Source organism: Duganella sp. 1224 (assembly GCF_013408245.1).
Lineage (GTDB): Bacteria > Pseudomonadota > Gammaproteobacteria > Burkholderiales > Burkholderiaceae_D > Rugamonas.
In genome coordinates this window covers 1,565,649-1,587,722 of the sequence record NZ_JACBYS010000001.1, presented here as the reverse complement: position 1 = coordinate 1,587,722, position 22,074 = coordinate 1,565,649, and the positions used below count along the sequence as shown (strand labels likewise).

Genomic DNA, 22,074 nt, shown 5'->3' with positions numbered 1-22,074 from the left:
GGAAAGCCACTCGTGACGCTGGTCGCGCGTGGCTTTTTTTATTACCAATTCTTTTAGAGTGCAGAAAATATTCTTTTATATGAGGAATATTTCTTGCAGGTCGGTCTTGTGATTGGGCGGAACAACGCCACATCATAATCACGCTTTCACATAAGGTACGCCATGACTACTTCCAAATTAACTGAGCAAACTCAACTGCCGTTATTGCCGCTGCGGGACGTCGTCGTATTTCCGCATATGGTGATACCGCTGTTCGTAGGGCGCCCAAAATCGATCAAGGCGCTGGAAGCCGCGATGGAGCAAGGCAAGAGCATCATGCTTGCCGCCCAAAAAGCGGCAGCCAAGGACGAACCTTCTGCTTCCGACATCTACGAGATCGGCTGCGTGGCAAACATTCTGCAAATGCTGAAGCTGCCTGACGGCACCGTCAAGGTGCTGGTCGAAGGCGCGCAGCGCGCCCGCATCAACAAGATCACCGACACGCCGACGCACTTCGTGGCCGACCTGACGCCGCTCGATTCCGAGCTGGGCGACGATTCGGAAATCGAAGCCATGCGCCGCGCCATCGTTCAGCAATTCGACCAGTACGTCAAACTGAACAAAAAGATTCCACCGGAGATCCTGGCCTCGCTGTCGGGCATCGACGACGCCGGCCGCCTGGCCGACACCGTGGCCGCCCATCTGCCGCTCAAGCTGGAGCAGAAGCAGGTGATCCTGGAGATCTTCAGCGTCGCCAAGCGCCTGGAGCATCTGCTGGGTCAGCTGGAAGGCGAGCTGGATATCCTGCAAGTCGAGAAACGCATCCGTGGCCGCGTCAAGCGCCAGATGGAGAAATCGCAGCGCGAGTACTACCTGAATGAGCAGGTCAAAGCCATCCAGAAAGAACTGGGCGAGGGCGAGGACGGCGCCGATCTGGACGAGCTGGAGAAGAAAGTCGCGCTGGCCAAGATGCCGAAAGAGGCGCTGGACAAGGCCACCGCCGAGCTGAAGAAGCTGAAGCTGATGTCCCCGATGTCGGCCGAAGCCACCGTGGTGCGCAACTATATCGACACCCTGGTCAGCCTGCCATGGAAGAAAAAGTCCAAGGTCAACAACGACCTGTCCAACGCTGAAAAAGTGCTGGAAGGCGACCACTATGGCCTGGAGAAGGTCAAGGAACGCATCCTGGAATACCTCGCGGTGCAACAGCGCGTGGACAAGCTGAAGGCGCCGATCCTGTGCTTCGTTGGTCCTCCAGGCGTGGGTAAAACTTCGCTGGGCCAGTCGATCGCCCGCGCGACCAACCGCAAGTTCGTGCGCATGGCGCTGGGCGGTGTGCGCGACGAGGCCGAGATCCGCGGTCACCGCCGTACCTACATCGGCTCGATGCCGGGCAAGGTGCTGCAATCGCTGGCCAAGGTCGGCGTGCGCAATCCGCTGTTCCTGCTGGACGAGATCGACAAGATGGGGGCGGACTTCCGCGGCGATCCATCGTCGGCGCTGCTGGAGGTGCTGGATCCGGAGCAGAACCACACCTTCTCGGACCACTACATCGAGGTCGACTTCGACCTGTCGGACGTGATGTTCGTGGCCACCTCGAACTCGTTCAACATCCCGCCGGCGCTGCTGGACCGGATGGAAGTGATCCGCCTGTCGGGTTACACCGAGGACGAAAAAGCCAGCATCGCGCAGCGCTACCTGCTGCCGAAGCAGATCAAGAACAACGGCCTGAAAGAGGACGAGATCTCGGTCAGCGACGCCGCCATCCGCGACATCGTGCGCTACTACACCCGTGAAGCCGGCGTACGTTCGCTGGAACGCGAAGTGTCGAAGATCTGCCGCAAGGTTGTGAAGATGCTGCTGCTGAAGAAGTCGGAGAAGAAAGTCGCCGTCACGCCGAAAAACCTGGACAAGTTCCTGGGCGTGCGCCGCTACGACTTCGGCGTGGCCGAGAAAGAGAACCAGGTTGGCCAGGTGGTCGGTCTGGCATGGACCGAGGTGGGCGGCGATCTGCTGACCATCGAGTCCGTGACCATGCCGGGCAAGGGCAACGTCATCCGCACCGGCACGCTGGGCGACGTGATGAAGGAATCGATCGAAGCCGCCCGCACCGTGGTGCGCAGCCGCGCCCAGCGCCTCGGCATCAAGAATGAAGTGTTCGAGAAATCGGACATCCACATTCACGTGCCGGAAGGCGCGACGCCGAAAGACGGTCCGTCCGCCGGTATCGCCATGACCACCGCCATGGTGTCGGTCTTCACGGGCATTCCGGTCCGTGCCGACGTCGCCATGACCGGCGAGATCACGCTGCGCGGCGAGGTGCTGCCGATCGGCGGCCTGAAGGAGAAACTGCTGGCGGCGCAGCGCGGCGGCATCAAGACCGTGCTGATCCCTGAGCAGAACGTGAAGGACCTGGCCGACATTCCGGACAACGTCAAAAACAAGCTGGAGATCGTGCCGGTGCGTTGGATCGACAAGGTGCTGGAAATCGCGCTCGAACGCCAGCCTGAGCCGCTGGTGGAAACCGCGCCGGTGGAGGCTGTGGCCGCCGCCGCCGCCAAGACCGATGGTCAGGGCGACGTGGTAAAACATTAACGATCTGGCAGTAATACCAATAAAACAGGCGCTTATATAGCGCCTGTTTTTTTATTTTTACTTATTTTTCTATTGTGCAGCCTTGACACGACAAGGGGCTGGCTTGTTTAATACGGCCTGATTTTTTTCGCGTTGCCGTATTTTAAGCGGCGACGGATATAACCTTTGTGACGGGGAATTGCTTTGAATAAGACTGAATTGATCGACCATATCGCCACCACCGCCGATATTTCGAAAGCGGCTGCTGCCCGCGCGCTGGACGCTGTGATCGACGGCGTGACCACCAGCCTGCAAAAGAACGACAGCGTGACCCTGGTTGGCTTTGGTACCTTCTCGGTGAGCGAGCGCGCCGCCCGCACCGGCCGCAACCCGCGCACCAAAGAAGAGATCACCATCGACGCAGCGAAAGTTCCTAAATTTAAAGCTGGTAAAGCGTTGAAAGATGCTGTAAACTAACGGACTTCGGTGAGCAGCAGTGGTAATTACAGCTGCTCATTGGGCAAATGGGCGGTTAGCTCAGTTGGTAGAGCGGAGCCCTTACAAGGCTTAGGTCGGGAGTTCGAGCCTCTCACCGCCCACCAAAAAACATTTGCCAGAAATTAAGTTTTAATGTAGTATGTAGCACCTTGATATTCAGCTGGAGCGGTAGTTCAGTTGGTTAGAATACCGGCCTGTCACGCCGGGGGTCGCGGGTTCGAGCCCCGTCCGCTCCGCCAACTAATATTAAGCATGTAGTACCCAACTAGGAGCGGTAGTTCAGTTGGTTAGAATACCGGCCTGTCACGCCGGGGGTCGCGGGTTCGAGCCCCGTCCGCTCCGCCAAGGACAAGATACCCCGCAGCTTTTTAAATAAAGCTGCGGGGTTTTTCTTTTTCCGAAGCTGAAAATAAGCTGACATTTAAATTCTTCCTAAATAAACGAATCGTGCGCCTGGTCGATCCGCTATTGGGCCGACCCGCGGAACGGACATGGCTTGGTGGTGCGACAACCCCGTGCCGTTTCACTCCTGCGAATTGGCAGCGTTCTGTTGGTGTCAACCAACACAGGTGGAGGGCGCTTAAATATTCATCGTGTCGCCGATCAACAGCTGACCACGGAGGCGATCGGCAGGGGGCGTACTGGTGAATGGCGGTAGCTATGGCTATCCCGAGCGCCAGGGCTATGCGGTTTACATTGGCCGTTTGACTTCCCGGAGGCCCCGGTCTCCTCGGTCAAGTTGGAAAAGAGACTATATTGGTCTGGGCCAGGGGCGGATGCTATCCTGCTAGCACCAGTCGTAGTGCGTTTTCGTGGATTGATCCACTCCTGCTGTCGACTGGTCTATCTTTCGTCTCCGCCGCAGCCTGGCGGCTACCGCTATTCTGGTACTGCCCGTCGCCGACCCGCTCCTGCCGATGTAAAAAGTGACAGCGCCGGGTTGAAAGCGCTGGGGAGGCACGGGCAGTCGCCACTCTGCGGTTTGCAGCCCTGACAAAGCTTTGCGCAATCGTGCGCTGTCAAAGTGGCAAGCGAATGCTTGCTAAGCCTACTGTGCTTCTGTAGAATCGTGCGATACTGAATTTTTCGGCATACTCCGGCTTCACTTTGCAGTGCAAGTCATTGAATAAAAAAGAGAATTGGCGAACGCGAGTTCGCCTTTTTTGTATGTGCTAGTAATCACCATCCGAATCGGCAGACCATGTTTGAATTTATTCGTACCCACCAGCGTTTGATGCAAATCTTCCTGGCCATCATCATCGTGCCATCGTTTGCATTCGTCGGCATCGGCAGCTACAAGAGCTTTGGCGATGATGCCAACACCATCGCCAAAATCGACGGCAAGCCGCTGACCCAGCAAGAGTTCGACAACGCCGTGCGCAATCAGCTGGACAATTACCGCCAGCGCCTGGGCGCGCAGTTCGACCAGAAAATGTTCGACACGCCCGAGTTCAAGCAAAACATACTCGATCAGCTGATCGCCCAGCGCGCCATCGCTGCTGAAGTGGCGCACAGCCACCTGAGCGTCAGCGACGACCAGCTGCAGAAAGCCATCATGGACATGTTCGGCGGCCCAGCCGGCTTCAACAAGGAGCAGTACATCGCCGTCCTGGCCGCGCAAGGCATTCGTCCCGAGCAGAACGACGCCCGCATGCGCCAGGACATGGCGTTGCAGCAGCTGGCTGTGGCCGTGGAAGGCACCGGCTTCGCGCCGCGCACCGTGTCCAGGCAGCTGTCGGACATCGCCGCCCAGGAGCGCGAAGTGCAGGAGCTGCTGCTGCCGGTAACCGACTTCGTGCCGCAGGTTAAAGTCACCGACGAGATGGTGAAAGCCTACTACGACAAGAACAGCAAGTTCTTCGAAGTGCCCGAGCAAGCCAAAATCGAATACGTGGTGCTGAACAACGACGCCGTCGCCGCCCAGGTCAGCGTGACCGACGCCGAAGTGTCGGACTACTACACCAAGAACCAGGCCCAGTTCACCACGCCGGAAACCCGCCGCGCCAGCCACATCCTGATCGCCGTCAAGAAGGGCGCCAGCGCCGCCGACACCGCCGCCGCCAAGGCCAAGGCGGAAGCCATCCTGGCCGAGGTGCGCAAGAACCCGGCCGATTTCGCCAAGGTCGCCAAGGCCAAGTCGGAAGACCCGGGCTCGGCAGAGCAGGGCGGCGACCTGGGCGTGGTCGAAAAAGGCACGCTGGTGGCGCCGGTGGAAAACGCTATCGCCAAGCTCAAGCAGGGCGAGATCAGCGACCTGGTGCAGTCGGACTTCGGCTTCCACATCCTGACCGTGACCGAACTGAAGCCAGCCGTGGTCAAGCCGCTGGACACCGTCAAGAACGACGTTGCCGAGCTGCTGAAGAAGCAGAAGGCCGCCAAGAAGTATTCGGAAATGGCGGAAGCCTTCACCAACACCGTCTACGAGCAATCGGACAGCCTGAAGCCGGTGGCCGACAAGCTGGGCCTGAAGATTGAAACCGCAAGCAATGTGTCGCGTACGCCGTCGCCGGTCGCTGGCACCGCCGCGTACAACAACGCCAAGTTCCTGACCGCGCTGTTCTCCAACGACTCGATCAGCACCAAGCGCAATACCGAAGCGGTGGAAACCGCGCCGAACACGCTGGTGTCGGGCCGCATCGTCGAATTCAAGCCGGCCAGCAAGCGTCCGCTGGCGGAAGTCGACGCCCAGATCCGTCAGCGCGTGACCATGGAAGAAGCCGCCAAACTGGCCGCCAAGGCCGGCGAAGAGAAACTGGCCGCCTTCAAGAAGTCGGGCGATGCCACCGGTTTCGGCGCCGCCAAGCTGGTGTCGCGCTCCAAGCCGGAAGGCATCAACGGCCTGGCCATGCAAGCCATCATGAAGGCCGACACCACCAAGCTGCCAGCCTACGTGGGTGTGGACGTGCCGGGCATGGGCTACGGCCTGTACCGCATCGGCAAGGTGCAACAGCCGGCGCAGCAGGATGAGGCGCAGCGCAAGGCACAAGCCGAGCAGATCGGCAATGTGGTGGCGCAGCAGGAGATGGCGAGCTACATCGAACTGCTGAAGCAAAAGGCCAAGGTCAAGATCCTGAAGCCGATCACGACAACCACCGTGACTGAAGTCAAGTAATCCAGCAAGGGCCGCGACCAGCGGCCCTTTTCACATATGACGCAGACCAGAGGAACCTTGTTCGGCCTGGCGGCCATCGGCTTGTGGAGCGCGGCGCCGTCGCTGATCCGCCTGTGCAGCGAAGCGGTCGGCGCGGTGACCGGGGCGGCGCTGATTTACACGCTGGCGTCGGTGATGCTGGTGGCGTTGCGCGGCTGGACGCCGCTGCGCCAGTATCCGCGCCGTTATCTGCTGATCGGCGGCGCGCTGTTTGCCGGCTACGAGGTGGCGCTGGCCCTGGCGCTCGGCCTCGCGCGCGACCGCACCCAGGCCATCGAAGTGGCGCTGCTGAATTATCTGTGGCCGTGCCTGACCGTGCTGCTGATGGTGCTGAGTGGCCGCCAGCGCGCCACGCCATGGCTGGCTCCGGGACTGCTGCTGTCGCTGCTGGGCGTGGCGTGGATACTCAACGGCGGCGATGGCTGGTCGCTCGCGCACATGGCGGCCAACGCGGCGCGCAACCCCTGGAGTTACGGACTGGCCGCCGGCGGCGCGCTGTTGTGGTCAGTTTATTGCTGCGCGGCCAAGCCGCTGGCGCAGGGCACGGATGCGATTGTGCCGTTCTTCGTGCTGACCAGCATCGCGCTGTGGGTGAAATATGCATTGGGCGGCGCGGCGTTGACCGCGACCGTCGCCTCGGTGCCGTCGGCCTGGGCCGCCGCCGGCCTGCTGGGCGCGGCCGCCGCCGTGATGGCGTTGGGCTATGCCAGCTGGAACCGCGCGCTCGCCCACGGCAACCTGGCCTTGCTGGCTGCCATCTCGTATGCGTCGCCGGTGTTGTCGGCCGCCTGTAGCGCGGCCATGCTGCGCGCGACGCTGAGCGCCGCGTTCTGGCAGGGCGCCGCCATGGTCACGGCGGGCTCGCTATGCTGCTGGTGGGCTACACGCAAGTAGCGGTCAGGTGGCGCGCCGCCGCCGCAAACGCTTCCTCGCTGATGTCGTCCAGCGCCAGCGGCAGCGCCTCGCCGTAGCGCGTAAAGTTGCGGTCGATGGAGCGCAGGTAGGCCGGATCGTAATGGTCGGCCAGCAGTTCCTCGACCAGCGCCGGCATCTCGCCGGCGTCGGACATCGCGTGCCAGCGGGCGATCTTGTCGCGGCCGTGCAGCTGCGTCAGGTGCTCCAGTTGGGCGTTGAGCGAGGCCGGATCGGCGGTGAAATGCTGGTAATCCTCCATCAGCAGGCGCACGCGGTTGGCGCGCGACAGGGTCAAGGCGATGCAATCGGAGGCGCGCATGGTGTCCATCAGCGCTGCCGGCACGCGCAGATTGCCGACCTTCTTGCTCTCCGCCTCCACAAACACCGGCCGCGCCGGATCGAAGCGGCGCAGCGCGTCCCACACCAGCGTCTCGAACGCCTTCTGGCTCGGCTGCGGCTGGCTGGGCAGGTGGCCCAGCACCGAGCCGCGATGCTGCGCCAGTTGTTCCAGGTCCAGCACCTGCGCGCCTTGCGCGTGCAGCACCTCCAGCAGGCGGCTCTTGCCGCTGCCGGTGGTGCCGCACACCACCTTGAAGCGCAGCGCCGGCGCCTGCTCCAACGCCGCGTTCACCTGCTGGCGGAAGGCCTTGTAGCCGCCCTCCAGCTGCACCACCGGCCAGCCGATCTTGGCCAGGATGTGCGCCATCGAGCCGCTGCGGTTGCCGCCGCGCCAGCAGTACACCAGCGGACGCCACTCGCGCGGCTGCTCCATCCATGACTCCTCAATGTGCCGCGCGATGTTTTTCGCCACCAGCGCGGCGCCGAGCTTCTTTGCTTCAAACGCCCCCACTTGCTTGTACAGGGTGCCGACGCGGATGCGCTGCTCGTCGTCCAGCACCGGCGCGTTGATGGCGCCGGGCAGGTGGTCGAGCGCGAACTCGCAGGGGCTGCGGGCATCGATGATCGCGTCGTAGGTGTCGAGCTGGGCCAGCACCTGATCGATGCTTAATACTTCCGGATACTTCATTTTGCCTTGATGGTTTTTTGTAATGTGGGCCAGATATTGGCCAGGATAATCGGATGCGCCTCGGCCAGCGGGTGCAGCCGGTCCGGCTGGAACAGCTGCGGCTTGTCGGCCACGCCGTCGAGCATGAACGGCACCAGCGGCGCCTTGATGTCCTTGCTCAGCGCGCCATACATGGCGAAGAACTTGTCGGCGTAGTCGCGGCCGTAGTTGGGCGGCATGCGCATGCCGATCAACATCACCTTGGCGTCAGCCTTGGCGGCGGCGTCGCTCATGGCGCGCAGATTGGCCTCGGCGGCCGGCACCGGCAGGCCGCGCAAGCCATCGTTGGCGCCGAGTTCGATGACCACCAGGTCGGGCTTGTACTTGGTCAGCAGTGCCTGCAGGCGCGAGCGGCCGCCGCTGGTGGTTTCGCCGCTGACGCTGGCGTTGACGACCACCGCGTCGATATTGTTCTGCTTAAGTTTTTGCTCGGCCAGCGCGACCCAGCCGGTGCCGCGCGACAAACCGTACTCGGCAGACAGACTATCCCCGAGCACAAGCACGGTTTTTGGTGCAGAATAGGCGCTCGCCGCTGCCGACAGCAGGAGCAGGGCGGCCAGCGCCTTCCCAGATAAACGATTAATTATATTCAGCATGCCTGATTTTCCTAAAGCGTCCACTCATTTCATGCCGGACGGTCCGGCGTTGGCCAGCGTGCCGGTAACGGCGGCTGGCGTGCAGCCAGCCATCGCCGTCAGCGGCCTGGCCAAGCGGGTCGCCGACGCCGCTGGCGAACTGACGATCCTGCACGAGGTGGATTTTACCGTGCAAAAGGCCGAGACGTTGGCGATTGTCGGCGCTTCGGGCTCCGGCAAGTCCACGTTGCTCGGTCTGCTGGCCGGCCTGGACACACCCAGCGCCGGCAAAGTGGTGCTGGACGGCATCGACATTTACGCGCTGGATGAGGATGGCCGCGCCGCGCTGCGCAAGGAAAAGCTGGGTTTCGTGTTTCAGTCGTTCCAGTTGCTGGCGCATCTGACGGCGCTGGAAAACGTCATGCTGCCGCTGGAACTGGCCGGCGTGGCCGGCGCGCGCGAGAAGGCGGAGGCGATGCTGGCGCGGGTCGGCCTGTCGAGCCGGCTCAAGCATTATCCCAAGTACCTGTCCGGCGGCGAGCAGCAGCGGGTGGCGCTGGCGCGCGCCTTCGTCACCGAGCCGCCGCTGCTGTTCGCCGACGAGCCCACCGGCAGCCTGGACGCCGCCACCGGCGAGGCGGTGATTCAGCTGATGTTCGAGCTGAACCGCCAACACGGTTCGACGCTGGTGCTGGTCACGCACGACCAGGCCATGGCCGCCCGCTGCGGCCGCACCATCACCATTGCCGCCGGGCGGCTGGTGTAAGGGCGGCGCTGCCCCCGTCGTTCCGGCGAACGCCGGAACCCATGCTGAGTTGGCAGCACAGGCGCACTATGGATACCGGCTTTCGCCGGTATGACGGTGGTTTCGGCCGCGGGGTCAGCGGCCGTGGTGCTGAACCATGCGGTTCAGCGCGGTGCGGATGGCGGGAATCAGTTCGGCCGCGGTCAGCCCGATCGGGCCGCAGCCCTCGGTGACCAGCACGTCGGCCGCCATGCCGTGCAGCCAGACCGCCGCCAGCGCCGCCTCCCAGTGCGGCCAGCCTTGCGCCAGCAGCGCGCCGCACAGGCCTGCCAGCACGTCGCCGGTGCCGGCTGTGGCCAGCGCCGGGTTGCCGGTGGTGTTGATCACGGCCTGGCCGTCCGGCGCGGCGATCACCGTGCCCGAGCCTTTCAGCACCACGATGGCGTTCAGCCGGCGCGCCAGCGTGTGCGCGGCGGTCAGCCGGTCGGCCTGCACGGCGGCGATGCCGCTGTCGAGCAGGCGCGCGGCTTCCAGCGGATGCGGCGTCAGCACCGTCGGTGCGCCGCGCGCGGCCAACGCGGCTTGCAGTGCGTGGTCGCCGGCCAGCAGATTGAGGGCGTCGGCGTCGGCCAGCAGCGGGCTGGCGCTGGCGATGGCGCGCGACAGCAGCGCGTGCGCGGCGGCCGAGCCGCCCAGGCCGGGGCCGATCACCAGCGTGGCCTGCGCCATGTCGTAGCCATCGGCGGCGCGGCACATCAGTTCCGGCTGGCCGGGATCGCACGGCAGCGGGTCTTCCACGAACAGCGCGTAGACGCGGCCGGCGCCGCTGTTGAGCGCCGTGCGCGCGGCCAGGACCGGCGCGCCGCTCATGCCGCGCGCGCCGCCGATCACCGCCACGTTGCCGTAGCTGCCCTTGTGCGAGTTGTGCCGGCGCGCCCGTAAATGGCGGGCGAAGAATTTGACATCGTTCAGGTGCAGCGCCGCCGGCGCGTAGTGGCTGGCGTCGATCTCCAGCCGTGACACATCGACCAGGCCGGCGTAGTCGCGGCCATCGCAGGTGTGCAGCCCGGGCTTGTTGCCGATGAAGGTGATGGTGTGCGTGGCCCGCACCGCCACGCCGTCCGGCCCGACCACGGCGCCGGTGTCGGCATCCAGCCCGCTGGGCACGTCCAGCGCCAGCACGCTGCAGCGCAGCTGGTTGACCGTCTCCACCAGCGAGCGCAGTGCGCCGCTGATCGGCCGTTTCAGGCCGATGCCGAACAGGCCGTCCACCACCAGGTGCCATTCCGTGCCGCCGAGCTGCGCGTCTTCCAGCGCGCGGAAGCGGGCGTCGCTGGCCTTGGCGCGCCGCAGCGCGGCCTGGCGCTCGGGCGAGGACTTGCTGTCGTCCTCCGGCGCGAAATGGATCAGCGTGACCTGCGCGCCGGTGAAGGACAGATGGGCCGCCGCTTCCAGCGCGTCGCCGCCGTTGTCGCCGGGACCGGCCAGCACCAGCACCCTGGCCTGGCCGGTGGACAAGGGCAGCAGGTCGAGCGCGGCGTTGGCGCCGGCCTGGCCGGCGCGTTGCATCAGGGCGCCAGGCGGGAGCGTGGCGGCGGCGGCGCGTTCGATCGCGCGGATGTCGGCGACGGTGTAGAGTGGATTCATCGTGTCATTTTAGCATCGATATTTTGTGTGTGCGCGGGCGCGGCGGCGGCACTACAATACGTGCTTCACAGCTTAGCGAGGCAGGCATGGATTGGCAATTCTGGATAGACCGCGGCGGCACGTTCACCGACATCGTGGCGCGCGCGCCCGACGGCCGGCTGCGTACGCTCAAGCTGCTGTCCGAGAATCCCGAGCAGTATGCCGATGCCGCCATTGCCGGCATTCGCCAGCTGATGGGCGTGGCCAAGGGCAAGCCGATTCCGGTGGCGCAGATCGGCGCCGTCAAGATGGGCACCACGGTGGCCACCAATGCGCTGCTGGAGCGCAAGGGCGAGCCGACCGCGCTGGCCATCACGCGCGGCTTCCGCGACGCGCTGCGCATCGCCTACCAGAACCGTCCGCGCCTGTTCGACCGCCGCATCCTGCTGCCGGAACTCCTGTACAGCCACGTCATCGAAATCGATGAGCGCATCGGCGCCCATGGCGACACGGTGACCAAGCTGGACCTGGAAGCTGCGCGCGCCGGCCTGGCGCAGGCCTACGAGCAGGGCTTGCGCTCGCTGGCGGTGGTGTTCATGCACGGCTACCGCTACCACGCGCATGAAACGCGCGTGGCAGAGATGGCGCGCGAAATGGGCTTCACGCAGGTATCGGTGTCGCACGAGATCAGCCCGATGATGAAACTGGTGGCGCGCGGCGACACGACGGTGGTGGACGCCTATCTGTCGCCCATCCTGCGCCGCTACGTCGACCAGGTGGCTGGCGAGCTGCCGGGCGTGAACCTGCAGTTCATGCAGTCCAACGGCGGCCTGACCGACGCCCGCGCCTTCCAGGGCAAGGACTCGATCCTGAGCGGCCCGGCCGGCGGCATCGTCGGCATGGTGCGCGCGTCCAAGCTGGCGGGCTTCGACAAGGTGATCGGCTTCGACATGGGCGGCACCTCCACCGACGTGTCCCACTACTCGGGCGAATTCGAGCGCGTGTTCGAGACCCAGGTGGCCGGTGTGCGCATGCGCGCGCCGATGATGAGCATCCACACGGTGGCGGCGGGCGGCGGCTCGATCCTGCATTTCGACGGCAGCCGTTATCGCGTGGGCCCGGACAGCGCCGGCGCCAATCCCGGCCCGGCCAGCTACCGGCGCGGCGGCCCGCTGGCGGTCACCGACTGTAACGTCATGCTGGGCAAAATCCAGCCGCATCACTTCCCGCAGCTGTTCGGCGCGGACGGCAAGCAGCCGCTGGACGCGGCCACGGTGCGCGAGCGCTTCAGCGACATGGCCAAGGACATCGCCGCCGCCACCGGCAGCGCCACCACGCCGGAGCAGGTGGCCGAAGGCTTCCTCGATATCGCCGTGGGCAACATGGCCAACGCCATCAAGCAGATTTCCGTCCAGCGCGGCCACGACGTGACCGAATACGCGCTGACCAGTTTCGGCGGCGCCGGCGGCCAGCACGCCTGCCTGGTGGCCGACGCGCTGGGCATGAAGACGGTCTTCGTCCACTCGCTGGCCGGCGTGATGTCGGCCTACGGCATGGGACTGGCCGACCAGACGGCGATGCGCGAGGCCGCCGTCGAAACACGTCTGACCGAGGAGGCGCACGCCGACCTGGAAGCGCGCCTGCATGCGCTGGGCCGCCAGGCGCGCGCCGACCTGCATCACCAGCAGGTGGACGATGCGCGCATCGCGCTGGTCCGCCGCGTGCATCTGCGCTACGAGGGCACGGACACCGCGCTGATCGTGCTGTTCGATACGGTGGCCTCGATGCGTCAGCAGTTCGAGGCCGCCTACCGCAAGCGCTATTCCTTCCTGATGCAAGCGCGCGCGCTGATCGTGGAGGCAGTGTCGGTGGAGGCCATCGGCAAGTCGGACGCGCCGCAGGAGACGGTGGAGCCGGCGCCGCGCCGCGTGTCCGGCCTGATGCCGCACGCGGTGGTGCCGATGTACACCGGCGGCAAATGGCGCCAGACCAATCTGTTCCAGCGCTCGGCCACGCGCATTGGCGATATCGTCAAGGGTCCTGCCATCATCGCCGAGGCCAACGCCACCACCATCGTGGAGGCGGGCTGGCAGGCGGAGGTCACGCTGCACGACCACCTGGTGCTGAAGCGGGTGGCGGCGCTGCCCGAGCGGCGCGCCATCGGCACCACGGCCGATCCGGTGATGCTGGAGATCTTCAACAACCTGTTCATGTCGATCGCTGAGCAAATGGGGTTGCGGCTGCAGAATACCGCGTATTCGGTCAACATCAAGGAGCGGCTGGACTTCAGCTGCGCCATCTTTGACGCCGACGGCAACCTGATCGCCAACGCGCCGCACATGCCGGTGCACCTCGGCTCCATGGGCGAGAGCATCAAGACCGTGATGCGCGAGAACGCCGGCCGCATGCGCGCGGGCGATGTCTACATGCTCAACGATCCGTACAACGGCGGCACGCACCTGCCGGACGTCACCGTGATCAGCCCGGTGTTTGACGCCACCGGCACCACCATCCTGTTTTACGTCGGCTCGCGCGGCCACCACGCGGACATCGGCGGCACCACGCCCGGCTCGATGCCGCCGGATTCGCGCGTGATCGAGGAAGAGGGCGTGTTGATTAATAACTTCAAGCTGGTGGACGGCGGCCAGCTGCGCGAAGCGGAAACCCGCGCCTTGCTGGCCGGCGCCCGCTACCCGGCGCGCAATCCGGACCAGAACCTGGCCGACCTGCGCGCGCAGATCGCCGCCAACCAGAAAGGCGTGGACGAGCTGCACAAGATGGTGGCACATTTCGGGCTGGACGTGGTCCAGGCCTACATGGGCCACGTGCAGGACAACGCCGAGGAGGCGGTGCGCCGCGTGATCAGCGCCTTGAAGGACGGCGCGTTCACCCTGCCGCTGGATAACGGCGCGCAGATCCAGGTGTCGGTGCGCGTGGACCAGGCCGCGCGCAGCGCGGAGATCGACTTTGCCGGCACCTCGCCGCAGCTGGACAACAACTTCAACGCGCCATCGGCGGTGTGCATGGCGGCGGTGCTGTACGTGTTCCGCACGCTGGTGGACGACGAGATTCCGCTGAACGCCGGCTGCCTCAAGCCGCTCAAGGTGATCATCCCGCCCGGCTCGATGCTCAATCCGCACTATCCGGCGTCGGTCGTGTCGGGCAACGTGGAAACGTCGACCTGCATCACCAACGCGCTGTACGGCGCGCTGGGCGTGATGGCGGCGGCGCAGGGCACGATGAACAACTTCACCTTCGGCAACGCGAAATACCAGTATTACGAAACCATCAGCGGCGGCTCCGGCGCCGGCGAGGGTTTCGATGGCACCTCGGTGGTGCAGACCAATATGACCAACTCGCGCCTGACCGATCCCGAAATCCTGGAATTCCGCTTCCCGGTGCGGCTGGACAGCTACGAGATCCGCGCCGGCAGCGGCGGGGCGGGGCGCTGGCGCGGCGGCGATGGCGGTGTGCGCAAGGTGCGCTTCCTGGAGCCGATGACGGCGGCCATCCTGTCCAACAACCGCATCCACGCGCCGTTCGGCATGGCTGGCGGCGGGCCGGGCGCGCTGGGGCGCAACAGCGTGCTGCGCGCCGACGGCCGCGTCGAGCTGCTGGGCCACATCGGCAAGACCGACATGCAGCCGGATGACGTGTTCGTCATCGAGACGCCTGGCGGTGGCGGTTACGGCCAGCGCTAACCCGATCAGCCGATCAGACGATACCCCCGGCATCGTATGGCGCCACCTCCCAATCGGGGCTTGGCGGCCGCCTGCCTGGCAACGTAAAGTTGAATTTTAGACAGGTAGGAGGCCATCATGCGTACACTATGGAGGATTTTGCAGTCGCGCAGCTCGCCGCGTGCCGCCATCGTGTCCGCCTTCCTGCTGTGCGGTTTGTATTTCGTCTCGTGGTATTTCATCAGCCATTGCCTTGCCAATGGTTTAATCGCCTTCTGATCGGATCCTATGCTCAAACGCCTGCTGCCCACCTTCTGCCTGCTTCTGCCACTGAGCGCCGCGCAGGCGCAACAGCAGGAGGCGCCGCCCCCTGAACCGGACACCGTGCTGCTGGTCGGTCAGCGCCCCGGCCCGGGCCTGTGGAAAGTCAGCAAGGGCGACCATGTGTTGTGGGTGTTCGGCAGCTATTCGCCGCTGCCGGTGAAGATGGAGTGGCGTTCGCAGCAGGTGGAAGCGGTGCTGGCGCAGTCGCAGGAATACCTGTCGCCGCCGATGGCCCATGCCGGCGTCGGCTTCTGGCGCGGGCTGACGCTGCTGCCCAGCCTGATCGGCCTGAAGAAGAATCCGGACGGCGCCAGCTTGCAGGATGTGCTGCCGGCCGATGTCTACGCCCGCTGGCAGCCGCTCAAGGCCAAGTACATCGGCCAGGATAGCGGCATCGAGCGCGAGCGGCCGATCTTTGTGGCCGATGCCTTGTTCAGTGCCGGCCTCAAGCAGTCGGGGCTGTCCAGCGGGAACGAAGTGGGCAAGAAGATCGACGCCATCGTCAAGGAGCGCAAGATCAAGGTCACGTCCACCAGCATCGAGCTGCCGATGGATGACGCCTCGGCCATCGTCAGCGATTTCAAGAAGTCGCAGCTGGCGGACACCGAATGCTTCAGCCGCACGCTGGCGCGGCTGGAAAGCGATCTGGATGCGATGCGGGTGCGCGCCAATGCCTGGTCCAAGGGCGACCTGGAGGCGATACAGAAATTGCACTATCCCGATCAGGAAAGCGCTTGCGGCGACGCCATGCGCAACGCGGAATTCATCAAGAACCGTCCGGGCTGGCAGAACATCCAGGAGCGCAAGAAGGCGTTGTGGCTGAAGTCGGCCGAAAACGCGCTCAGCGCCAACAACACCAGCTTTGCCATGCTGCGGCTGTCCGACATCATCGGCGCGGACAGCTATCTGACCGCGCTGAAAGCCAAGGGCTACGATGTGGTAGCGCCTGACTGACAGCGGCAGGGTTCATGCCACGGCGGAAATACCGTACTTGCGCTGGGTGTGGTGATACTGCGCCGTCAGCGCCTCCAGTGACGGATGCGTCGGGTCCAGCCGGCGCATGCGCTCCAGCAGGAAGGCGCATTGTTCGGCCAGCGGCGCCTCCCAGCCCAGATCGTCCAGCTGCTTGAGAATGGCCGAGGCGGCTGCGGGCAGCAGCGCCATATTGCCCGGCGCCTTGCGCAGGCCGGCGTTCAGCGTGTCGACCGCCGCGCGCAAATCGCCGTGCGAGCGCTGCTCGCTGGCGTGGGCGATGAGCTCGTCCACCTGAATCTTGATCTGCTCGCCCATGCCTTGCGCCAGGTCGTGGCGGCCGGCTTTTTCGAATACCGCCACCGCGTCGTCCATCGACACGCCGCTGTCGGTGTCGTTCATCAGGTTCAGCATGAGGTCGGCCGCCTGCTGGTCCAGCTTGACGTCCAGGCAGCTGTGCACCAGGCCGACCTTGAGGCTGGTCGACAGCCCCCGGCTGCCGGCCACGGCGTTGACGGCGTTGGTCAGTTCGGCGGCGGCGGCGGTCAGGTTGCCGTTCATCTGCTGCACCATGCCGGCGGCGATGGCGCGGCACACGTCCACGTTGGGGCCGCTGCGCAGCGAGCGCTCCATGTCGCGCAGCACGCCGCTGGCCTGGTGGGCGTCGCCTTTCTTCACCAGCGTCTTGACCAGCTTGACGTGGTCCTCGGGATCGCGGAACTCGGAATACTTGGCCTTGGTGACCACCTGCTTGAACGCCTTCTCGGCGGCGCTGACGTCGCCGGTTTCAAACGCCACCTCGCCCAGGTGGCGCAGGCGGCGCACCATGTGCGGCGAGATCGCCACCGCGTCCTCCAGGATTTTCTTGGCGGCCTCCTGCTGGCCCAGCGACTCGTGGCAGCGCGCCAGCAGGTCGTAGGCGGCCATGTAACGCGGATTCTGCTCCAGCAGCGCCGACAGGGTTTCCTGTGCCTCGGTATATTTTTCCAGCCCGTGGCGGCAGCGCGCCAGGCCCAGGTGCGCCCAGGCGATCGGGCGCGTCATCAGGATCCACAGGTAGACCGATTCCGCCTCGGCCAGATCGTCGATGGACGACAGCAGCTCGGCCCGCAGGCGCGCGAAGTCGATGGCGTAGCGCGGATGCTTCTCCTCGGCCGCCTTGGCCTCGGTGATGGCCTTGCGGATATTGCCCATCTCAACCAGTTGATAGATCGGCAAGAACAGCGCGCGCCGGTCCACCGCGCGCTGGATGCGCTGCAGCAGGGCGTCCACCGTGAACGGCTTGAGCACGTAGTCGGTCGGCGTCAGCTCGGCGGCGCCGATCACCTTGCCGTATTCGCCCTCCGAGGTCAGCATGATGAAGATGGTCCACGGCGTGATCAGCTTGTGATGGCGCAGGTCTTCCAGCAGTTGCTGGCCATCCTGTCCGTTGGCCTCGCCGCTGCCGTTGCCCAGGTCGTACTCGCACAAGATGATGTCGAACGGTTTCTTGGTCAACTGGCGGATTGCCGTGCCGGAACTGACCGCGTAATCAATCTTGCTGATCGATGCCTGGCTGAGCATATTGTGCAGGTTGCCGCGCATCCCCGGATTGGGGTCCACGATCAGCACTGACAAGTCGCTATATTCTGCCATTCTTCCACATCCACGCTAAGATTCGCTCAGCATACTCCAAGGCAAATGAAAATAGCGGATTTTCGGCGCAAAATGTTGCTTCCGTGGCAGCTTTTGCACGGCACTGCCACTATATGGCAACGCTGATAGCGGGTATAATGTCGGCAAAGGAAAATCTCGCAAGACCCGTATCTAGTGCCCCATCTCCCTTTAAACCGCAGCCCAGCTGCATCAACTATCTTCCAACCATGCTGATTCTGCCGGGCTCTAACGCCCTGTCCGCATTCCGTAGCCAACGCCTGTTGAACCAACTGCAAGCGGTGCTGCCTTCCGTCGCCGCCGTCCAGGCGCACTATGTCCACTTCGTCGACGCCGGCGCGCCGCTGTCGGCCGACGACACGCAGCACCTGCAGGGCTTGCTGACCTACGGCGAGCCCAAGCAGGCCGACAACACCGAGGGCCATGCCGAGGAATTCTTCGTGATCCCGCGTTTCGGCACGATTTCGCCGTGGGCCTCCAAGGCCACCGACATCGTCCACAATTGCGGCATGGTGCACATCAAGCGCGTGGAGCGCGGCGTGGCGTATCGCATCAACCTGAAGACCGGCATCCTGGGCAGCTCGATCGGCGCGCCGAAAAAGCTCAGCGACGACGAGCTGCAGGCCGTGGTGGCGCTGCTGCACGACCGCATGACGGAATCGGTGCTGCGCTCGGCCGACGAGGCGGCCGGCCTGTTCCGCGAACTGGAAGCGCGTCCGCTGGAAAGCGTGGACGTGATCGGCAGCGGCAAGGCCGCGCTGGACAAGGCGAATACCGACCTCGGCCTGGCCATGTCGGAAGATGAGGTGGAATACCTGGACGCCGCCTTCACCAAGGCCGGCCGCAACCCGACCGACGTCGAACTGATGATGTTCGCGCAGGCCAACTCCGAGCACTGCCGTCACAAGATCTTCAACGCCGACTGGACCATCGACGGCGTCGCCCAGCCCAAATCGCTGTTCGGCATGATCAAGAACACCCACCAGTTGCAGCCGAAGGGCACGGTGGTGGCCTACAGCGACAACTCGTCGATCATGGAAGGCGCGGAAGTGATGCGCTTCTTCCCGCAGGCCGGCAGCAACGAATACGCGCCGGTCACCGAACTGACCCACACGCTGATGAAGGTGGAAACCCACAACCACCCGACCGCGATTTCGCCGTTCCCGGGCGCCTCGACCGGCGCCGGCGGTGAAATCCGCGACGAGGGCGCGACCGGCCGCGGCGCCAAGCCGAAGGCGGGCCTGACCGGCTTCACCGTGTCCAACCTGCTGCTGCCGGGCGCCGTGCGTCCGTGGGAGAGCGACGCGGTCGTGACCGCGCCGGTCAAGGACGGCGACTACCGCGACACCGGCACGCCGTACGGCAAGCCGGAACGCATCGCCTCGCCGCTGCAGATCATGATCGACGGCCCGCTGGGCGGCGCCGCCTTCAGCAACGAATTCGGCCGTCCGGTGCTGGGCGGTTACTTCCGTACCTACGAACAGAACGTCGGCAAGCAATTCGCCGGCGCGCACGACACCGTGTACGGCTACCACAAGCCGATCATGATTGCCGGCGGCATCGGCAACATCTCGTCGCAGCACACGCACAAGAACGACATCCCGGTCGGCAGCCTGCTGGTGCAGCTGGGCGGCCCCGGCATGCGCATCGGCATGGGCGGCTCGGCCGCGTCGTCGATGGCGACCGGCACCAACACCGCCGACCTGGACTTCGACTCGGTCCAGCGCGGCAACCCGGAAATGGAACGCCGCGCGCAGGAAGTGATCAACGCCTGCTGGCAGCTGGGGCCGAAGAACCCGATCATCTCGATCCACGACGTCGGCGCCGGTGGCCTGTCGAACGCCTTCCCGGAAATCACCAACGACGCCAAGCGCGGCGCGATCTTCGACCTGCGCAAGATTCCGCTGGAAGAAAGCGGCATGGCGCCAAAGGAAATCTGGTCCAACGAATCGCAGGAACGCTACGTGCTGGCGATTGCGCCGGACGACCTGCCGGTGTTCCAGGCCATCTGCGAACGCGAGCGCAGCCTGTTCGCTGTAGTGGGCGTGGCCACCGAGGAACGCCAGCTGAAGCTGGTCGATCCGGACCTGGGCAACAACCCGGTCGACATGCCGATGGAAGTCCTGCTGGGCAAACCGCCCAAGATGCAGCGCGACGTGCACCACGTGCACAACAACTTCCCGGCCATCGACCTGACCGGCATGGATCTGGACGAAGCCGCCAAGCGCGTGCTGCTGCTGCCGACCGTCGGCGACAAATCCTTCCTGATCACCATCGGCGACCGCACCGTGGGCGGCATGTCGGTGCGCGACCAGATGGTCGGCCCATGGCAGGTGCCGGTGGCGGACTGCGCCGTGACCGCGATGAGCTTTGCAGGCTACCAGGGCGAAGCCATGGCCATGGGCGAACGCACGCCGGTGGCCGTGATCGACGCCGCCGCGTCGGGCCGCATGGCGGTGGCCGAAGCCGTGCTGAACATCGCCGCCGCGCCGATCCGCTCGATCGAAGACATCAAGCTGTCGGCCAACTGGATGGCGGCCTGCGGCCAGCCTGGCCAGGACGCCGCGCTGTACGACACCGTCAAGGCGGTCGGCATGGAGCTGTGCCCGGCGCTGGGCATTTCCATCCCGGTCGGCAAGGACTCGCTGTCGATGCGCACCACCTGGAAAGACGGCGACGAGGCCAAGGCCGTGCTGTCGCCGGTGTCGCTGATCGTGTCGTCGTTCGCGCCGGTGTACGACGTGCGCAAAGCGCTGACGCCGCAAATCCGCATGGATGCCGGCGACACCGCCATCATCCTGATCGACCTGGGCCGCGGCAAGAACCGCCTGGGCGCCTCGGCGCTGGCGCAAGTCATGGGCCAACTGGGCAACACCGTGCCGGATGTGGACCATCCGGAAGATGTGAAAGCGCTGTTCGCCGCCATCCAGCAACTGAACGCGGACGGCAAGCTGCTGGCCTACCACGACCGTTCGGACGGCGGCCTGTACGGCACGCTGACCGAAATGGCCTTCGCCGGCCGCGCCGGCCTGTCGATCAACCTCGACATCCTGACGCTGGAAGAGGGGCACGGCGCCGACCAGGGTGACGCCAAGAACTGGGCGACGCAAATTGCCGAGCGCCGCAACGAACAGACGCTGCGCGCGCTGTTCTCGGAAGAACTGGGCGCGGTGATCCAGGTGCGCGCCGACGAGAAATCACTGGTCATGGACGTGCTGCGCTCGTTCAACCTGGGCGCCTGCAGCCACATCATCGGCAAGCCGAACAACCGTGGCGTGATCGAATTCACCCGCGACGCCAAGATCATCTACACCAAGCCGCGCGCCCAGCTGCACCGCCTGTGGAGCGAAACCAGCTGGCGTATCGCCCGCCTGCGCGACAATCCAGCCTGCGCCGACGCCGAATACGACCGCCTGCTGGATGAACAGGATCCCGGCATCACGCCGAAGATCACCTTCGACCTCAGCGAGAACGTGGCGGCGCCATTCCTGGCCGCCGGCGTGCGGCCGCGCGTGGCCATCCTGCGCGAGCAGGGCGTCAACTCGCACATCGAAACCGCCTACGTCATGCACCAGGCCGGTTTTGCCGCGATCGACGTCCACATGAGCGACCTGATCTCGGGCCGCGCCAAGCTGGACGATTTCCAGGGCATCATCGCCGTGGGCGGCTTCTCGTACGGCGACGTGCTGGGCGCCGGCGAAGGCTGGGCCAAGACCATCCTGTTCAACAACGCGCTGTCTGATCAGTTTGCCAAGTTCTTCGCCCGCACCGACACCTTCGGCCTGGGCGTTTGCAATGGCTGCCAGATGATGAGCAACCTGAAGCCGCTGATCCCGGGCGCGCACGCGTGGCCGAAGTTCACCACCAACAAATCGGAAAAATTCGAGGCCCGCTTCGCCATGGTGGAAGTGCTGGATTCGCCGTCGATCTTCTTCAGCGGCATGGCCGGCACGCAGACGCCGATCGCCATCGCCCACGGCGAAGGCTACGCCGACTTCTCGCAGACCGGCAACATTGCCGAAGCCGTGCACGCGATGCGCTTCGTCGACAACCGCGGCGCCGCGACCGAAGCCTACCCGTACAACCCGAACGGCTCGCCGCAAGGCTTGACGTCGGTGACCACGCCGGACGGCCGCTTCACCGTGATGATGCCGCACGCCGAGCGCGTATTCCGCACCGTCCAGCACTCGTGGGCGCCGGCAGCGTGGGGCGAGGAGTCGCCCTGGATGCGCATGTTCCGTAACGCCCGCAAATTCGTGGGCTAATTAATCCGGGGTCAAATCCGGGGTCAGGTCCTCCATTTCTACACGGCCTCA

13 protein-coding genes and 3 tRNA genes are annotated in these 22,074 nt (G+C 64.8%); 12 read left to right on the top strand and 4 right to left on the bottom strand.

The features are described 5' to 3' along the window. Positions 1 to 162: 162 nt before the first annotated feature. From lon to yddG, 7 genes are all read left to right on the top strand, one after another. Positions 163 to 2,574, top strand: a complete 2,412-nt coding sequence (gene lon, locus FHW58_RS07120) for an endopeptidase La (RefSeq protein WP_179672349.1) — start codon at positions 163 to 165, stop codon at positions 2,572 to 2,574. A gap of 183 nt (positions 2,575 to 2,757) precedes the next feature. Further along, positions 2,758 to 3,030, top strand: a complete 273-nt coding sequence (locus FHW58_RS07115; protein ID WP_179672348.1) for an HU family DNA-binding protein — start codon at positions 2,758 to 2,760, stop codon at positions 3,028 to 3,030. A gap of 49 nt (positions 3,031 to 3,079) precedes the next feature. Further along, positions 3,080 to 3,155: transfer RNA gene (locus FHW58_RS07110), tRNA-Val, on the top strand. Between the two features lie 58 nt (positions 3,156 to 3,213). Further along, positions 3,214 to 3,290, top strand: a tRNA-Asp gene (locus tag FHW58_RS07105). A 29-nt stretch (positions 3,291 to 3,319) separates the two neighbouring features. Further along, a tRNA-Asp gene (locus FHW58_RS07100) sits at positions 3,320 to 3,396 on the top strand. 856 nt (positions 3,397 to 4,252) lie between these two features. Further along, complete coding sequence (locus tag FHW58_RS07095; protein WP_179672347.1) at positions 4,253 to 6,163, top strand: SurA N-terminal domain-containing protein; 1,911 nt, start codon at positions 4,253 to 4,255, stop codon at positions 6,161 to 6,163. A 36-nt stretch (positions 6,164 to 6,199) separates the two neighbouring features. Continuing rightward, positions 6,200 to 7,096 (top strand): aromatic amino acid DMT transporter YddG, encoded by an 897-nt coding sequence (gene yddG, locus FHW58_RS07090; protein ID WP_179672346.1) that lies wholly within the window; start codon positions 6,200 to 6,202, stop codon positions 7,094 to 7,096. Here yddG and mnmH read toward each other — a convergent pair. Further along, positions 7,083 to 8,144, bottom strand: a complete 1,062-nt coding sequence (gene mnmH / locus FHW58_RS07085; RefSeq protein ID WP_179672345.1) for a tRNA 2-selenouridine(34) synthase MnmH — start codon at positions 8,142 to 8,144, stop codon at positions 7,083 to 7,085. The two genes, yddG and mnmH, sit on opposite strands and share 14 nt — an antisense overlap. After that, a complete protein-coding gene (locus FHW58_RS07080) occupies positions 8,141 to 8,779 on the bottom strand; it encodes an arylesterase (RefSeq protein WP_179672344.1) in 639 nt (212 codons plus the stop codon). Before FHW58_RS07080 ends, mnmH begins: the two co-directional genes overlap by 4 nt. Positions 8,780 to 8,810: 31 nt before the next feature. Here FHW58_RS07080 and FHW58_RS07075 point away from each other — a divergent pair, with 31 nt between their 5' ends. Then, positions 8,811 to 9,524 (top strand): ABC transporter ATP-binding protein, encoded by a 714-nt coding sequence (locus tag FHW58_RS07075; RefSeq protein WP_179673315.1) that lies wholly within the window; start codon positions 8,811 to 8,813, stop codon positions 9,522 to 9,524. A gap of 114 nt (positions 9,525 to 9,638) precedes the next feature. Here the strand turns inward: FHW58_RS07075 and FHW58_RS07070 are convergent, their stop codons facing one another. After that, positions 9,639 to 11,150: an NAD(P)H-hydrate dehydratase gene (locus FHW58_RS07070; protein WP_179672343.1), complete on the bottom strand. Its 1,512-nt coding sequence runs from the start codon at positions 11,148 to 11,150 to the stop codon at positions 9,639 to 9,641. An 86-nt stretch (positions 11,151 to 11,236) separates the two neighbouring features. Here FHW58_RS07070 and FHW58_RS07065 point away from each other — a divergent pair, with 86 nt between their 5' ends. From FHW58_RS07065 to FHW58_RS07055, 3 genes are all read left to right on the top strand, one after another. After that, on the top strand, positions 11,237 to 14,830 hold the full coding sequence (locus FHW58_RS07065; protein WP_179672342.1) for a hydantoinase B/oxoprolinase family protein: 3,594 nt from the start codon (positions 11,237 to 11,239) through the stop codon (positions 14,828 to 14,830). Between the two features lie 117 nt (positions 14,831 to 14,947). Continuing rightward, a complete protein-coding gene (locus FHW58_RS07060) occupies positions 14,948 to 15,088 on the top strand; it encodes a hypothetical protein (protein WP_179671057.1) in 141 nt (46 codons plus the stop codon). 9 nt (positions 15,089 to 15,097) lie between these two features. After that, positions 15,098 to 16,087, top strand: a complete 990-nt coding sequence (locus FHW58_RS07055; protein ID WP_179672341.1) for a TraB/GumN family protein — start codon at positions 15,098 to 15,100, stop codon at positions 16,085 to 16,087. A gap of 12 nt (positions 16,088 to 16,099) precedes the next feature. Here the strand turns inward: FHW58_RS07055 and FHW58_RS07050 are convergent, their stop codons facing one another. Then, the gene (locus FHW58_RS07050) at positions 16,100 to 17,740 is read right to left on the bottom strand and encodes a tetratricopeptide repeat-containing response regulator (protein WP_179672340.1); all 1,641 of its coding nucleotides are present in this window, start codon (positions 17,738 to 17,740) and stop codon (positions 16,100 to 16,102) included. A 227-nt stretch (positions 17,741 to 17,967) separates the two neighbouring features. Between FHW58_RS07050 and purL the strand changes: the two genes are divergently transcribed. After that, on the top strand, positions 17,968 to 22,023 hold the full coding sequence (gene purL / locus FHW58_RS07045; protein WP_179672339.1) for a phosphoribosylformylglycinamidine synthase: 4,056 nt from the start codon (positions 17,968 to 17,970) through the stop codon (positions 22,021 to 22,023). The last annotated feature ends 51 nt before the right edge of the window (positions 22,024 to 22,074 follow it).

Excerpts from the sequence above, each read along its gene's own strand:
- lon (WP_179672349.1), top strand. The coding sequence starts at position 163 with ATGACTACTTCCAAATTAACTGAGCAAACTCAACTGCCGTTATTGCCG.
- FHW58_RS07095 (WP_179672347.1), top strand. The coding sequence starts at position 4,253 with ATGTTTGAATTTATTCGTACCCACCAGCGTTTGATGCAAATCTTCCTG.
- yddG (WP_179672346.1), top strand. The coding sequence starts at position 6,200 with ATGACGCAGACCAGAGGAACCTTGTTCGGCCTGGCGGCCATCGGCTTG.
- mnmH (WP_179672345.1), bottom strand. The coding sequence starts at position 8,144 with ATGAAGTATCCGGAAGTATTAAGCATCGATCAGGTGCTGGCCCAGCTC.
- FHW58_RS07080 (WP_179672344.1), bottom strand. The coding sequence starts at position 8,779 with ATGCTGAATATAATTAATCGTTTATCTGGGAAGGCGCTGGCCGCCCTG.
- FHW58_RS07075 (WP_179673315.1), top strand. The coding sequence starts at position 8,811 with ATGCCGGACGGTCCGGCGTTGGCCAGCGTGCCGGTAACGGCGGCTGGC.
- FHW58_RS07070 (WP_179672343.1), bottom strand. The coding sequence starts at position 11,150 with ATGAATCCACTCTACACCGTCGCCGACATCCGCGCGATCGAACGCGCC.
- FHW58_RS07065 (WP_179672342.1), top strand. The coding sequence starts at position 11,237 with ATGGATTGGCAATTCTGGATAGACCGCGGCGGCACGTTCACCGACATC.
- FHW58_RS07060 (WP_179671057.1), top strand. The coding sequence starts at position 14,948 with ATGCGTACACTATGGAGGATTTTGCAGTCGCGCAGCTCGCCGCGTGCC.
- FHW58_RS07055 (WP_179672341.1), top strand. The coding sequence starts at position 15,098 with ATGCTCAAACGCCTGCTGCCCACCTTCTGCCTGCTTCTGCCACTGAGC.
- FHW58_RS07050 (WP_179672340.1), bottom strand. The coding sequence starts at position 17,740 with ATGGCAGAATATAGCGACTTGTCAGTGCTGATCGTGGACCCCAATCCG.
- purL (WP_179672339.1), top strand. The coding sequence starts at position 17,968 with ATGCTGATTCTGCCGGGCTCTAACGCCCTGTCCGCATTCCGTAGCCAA.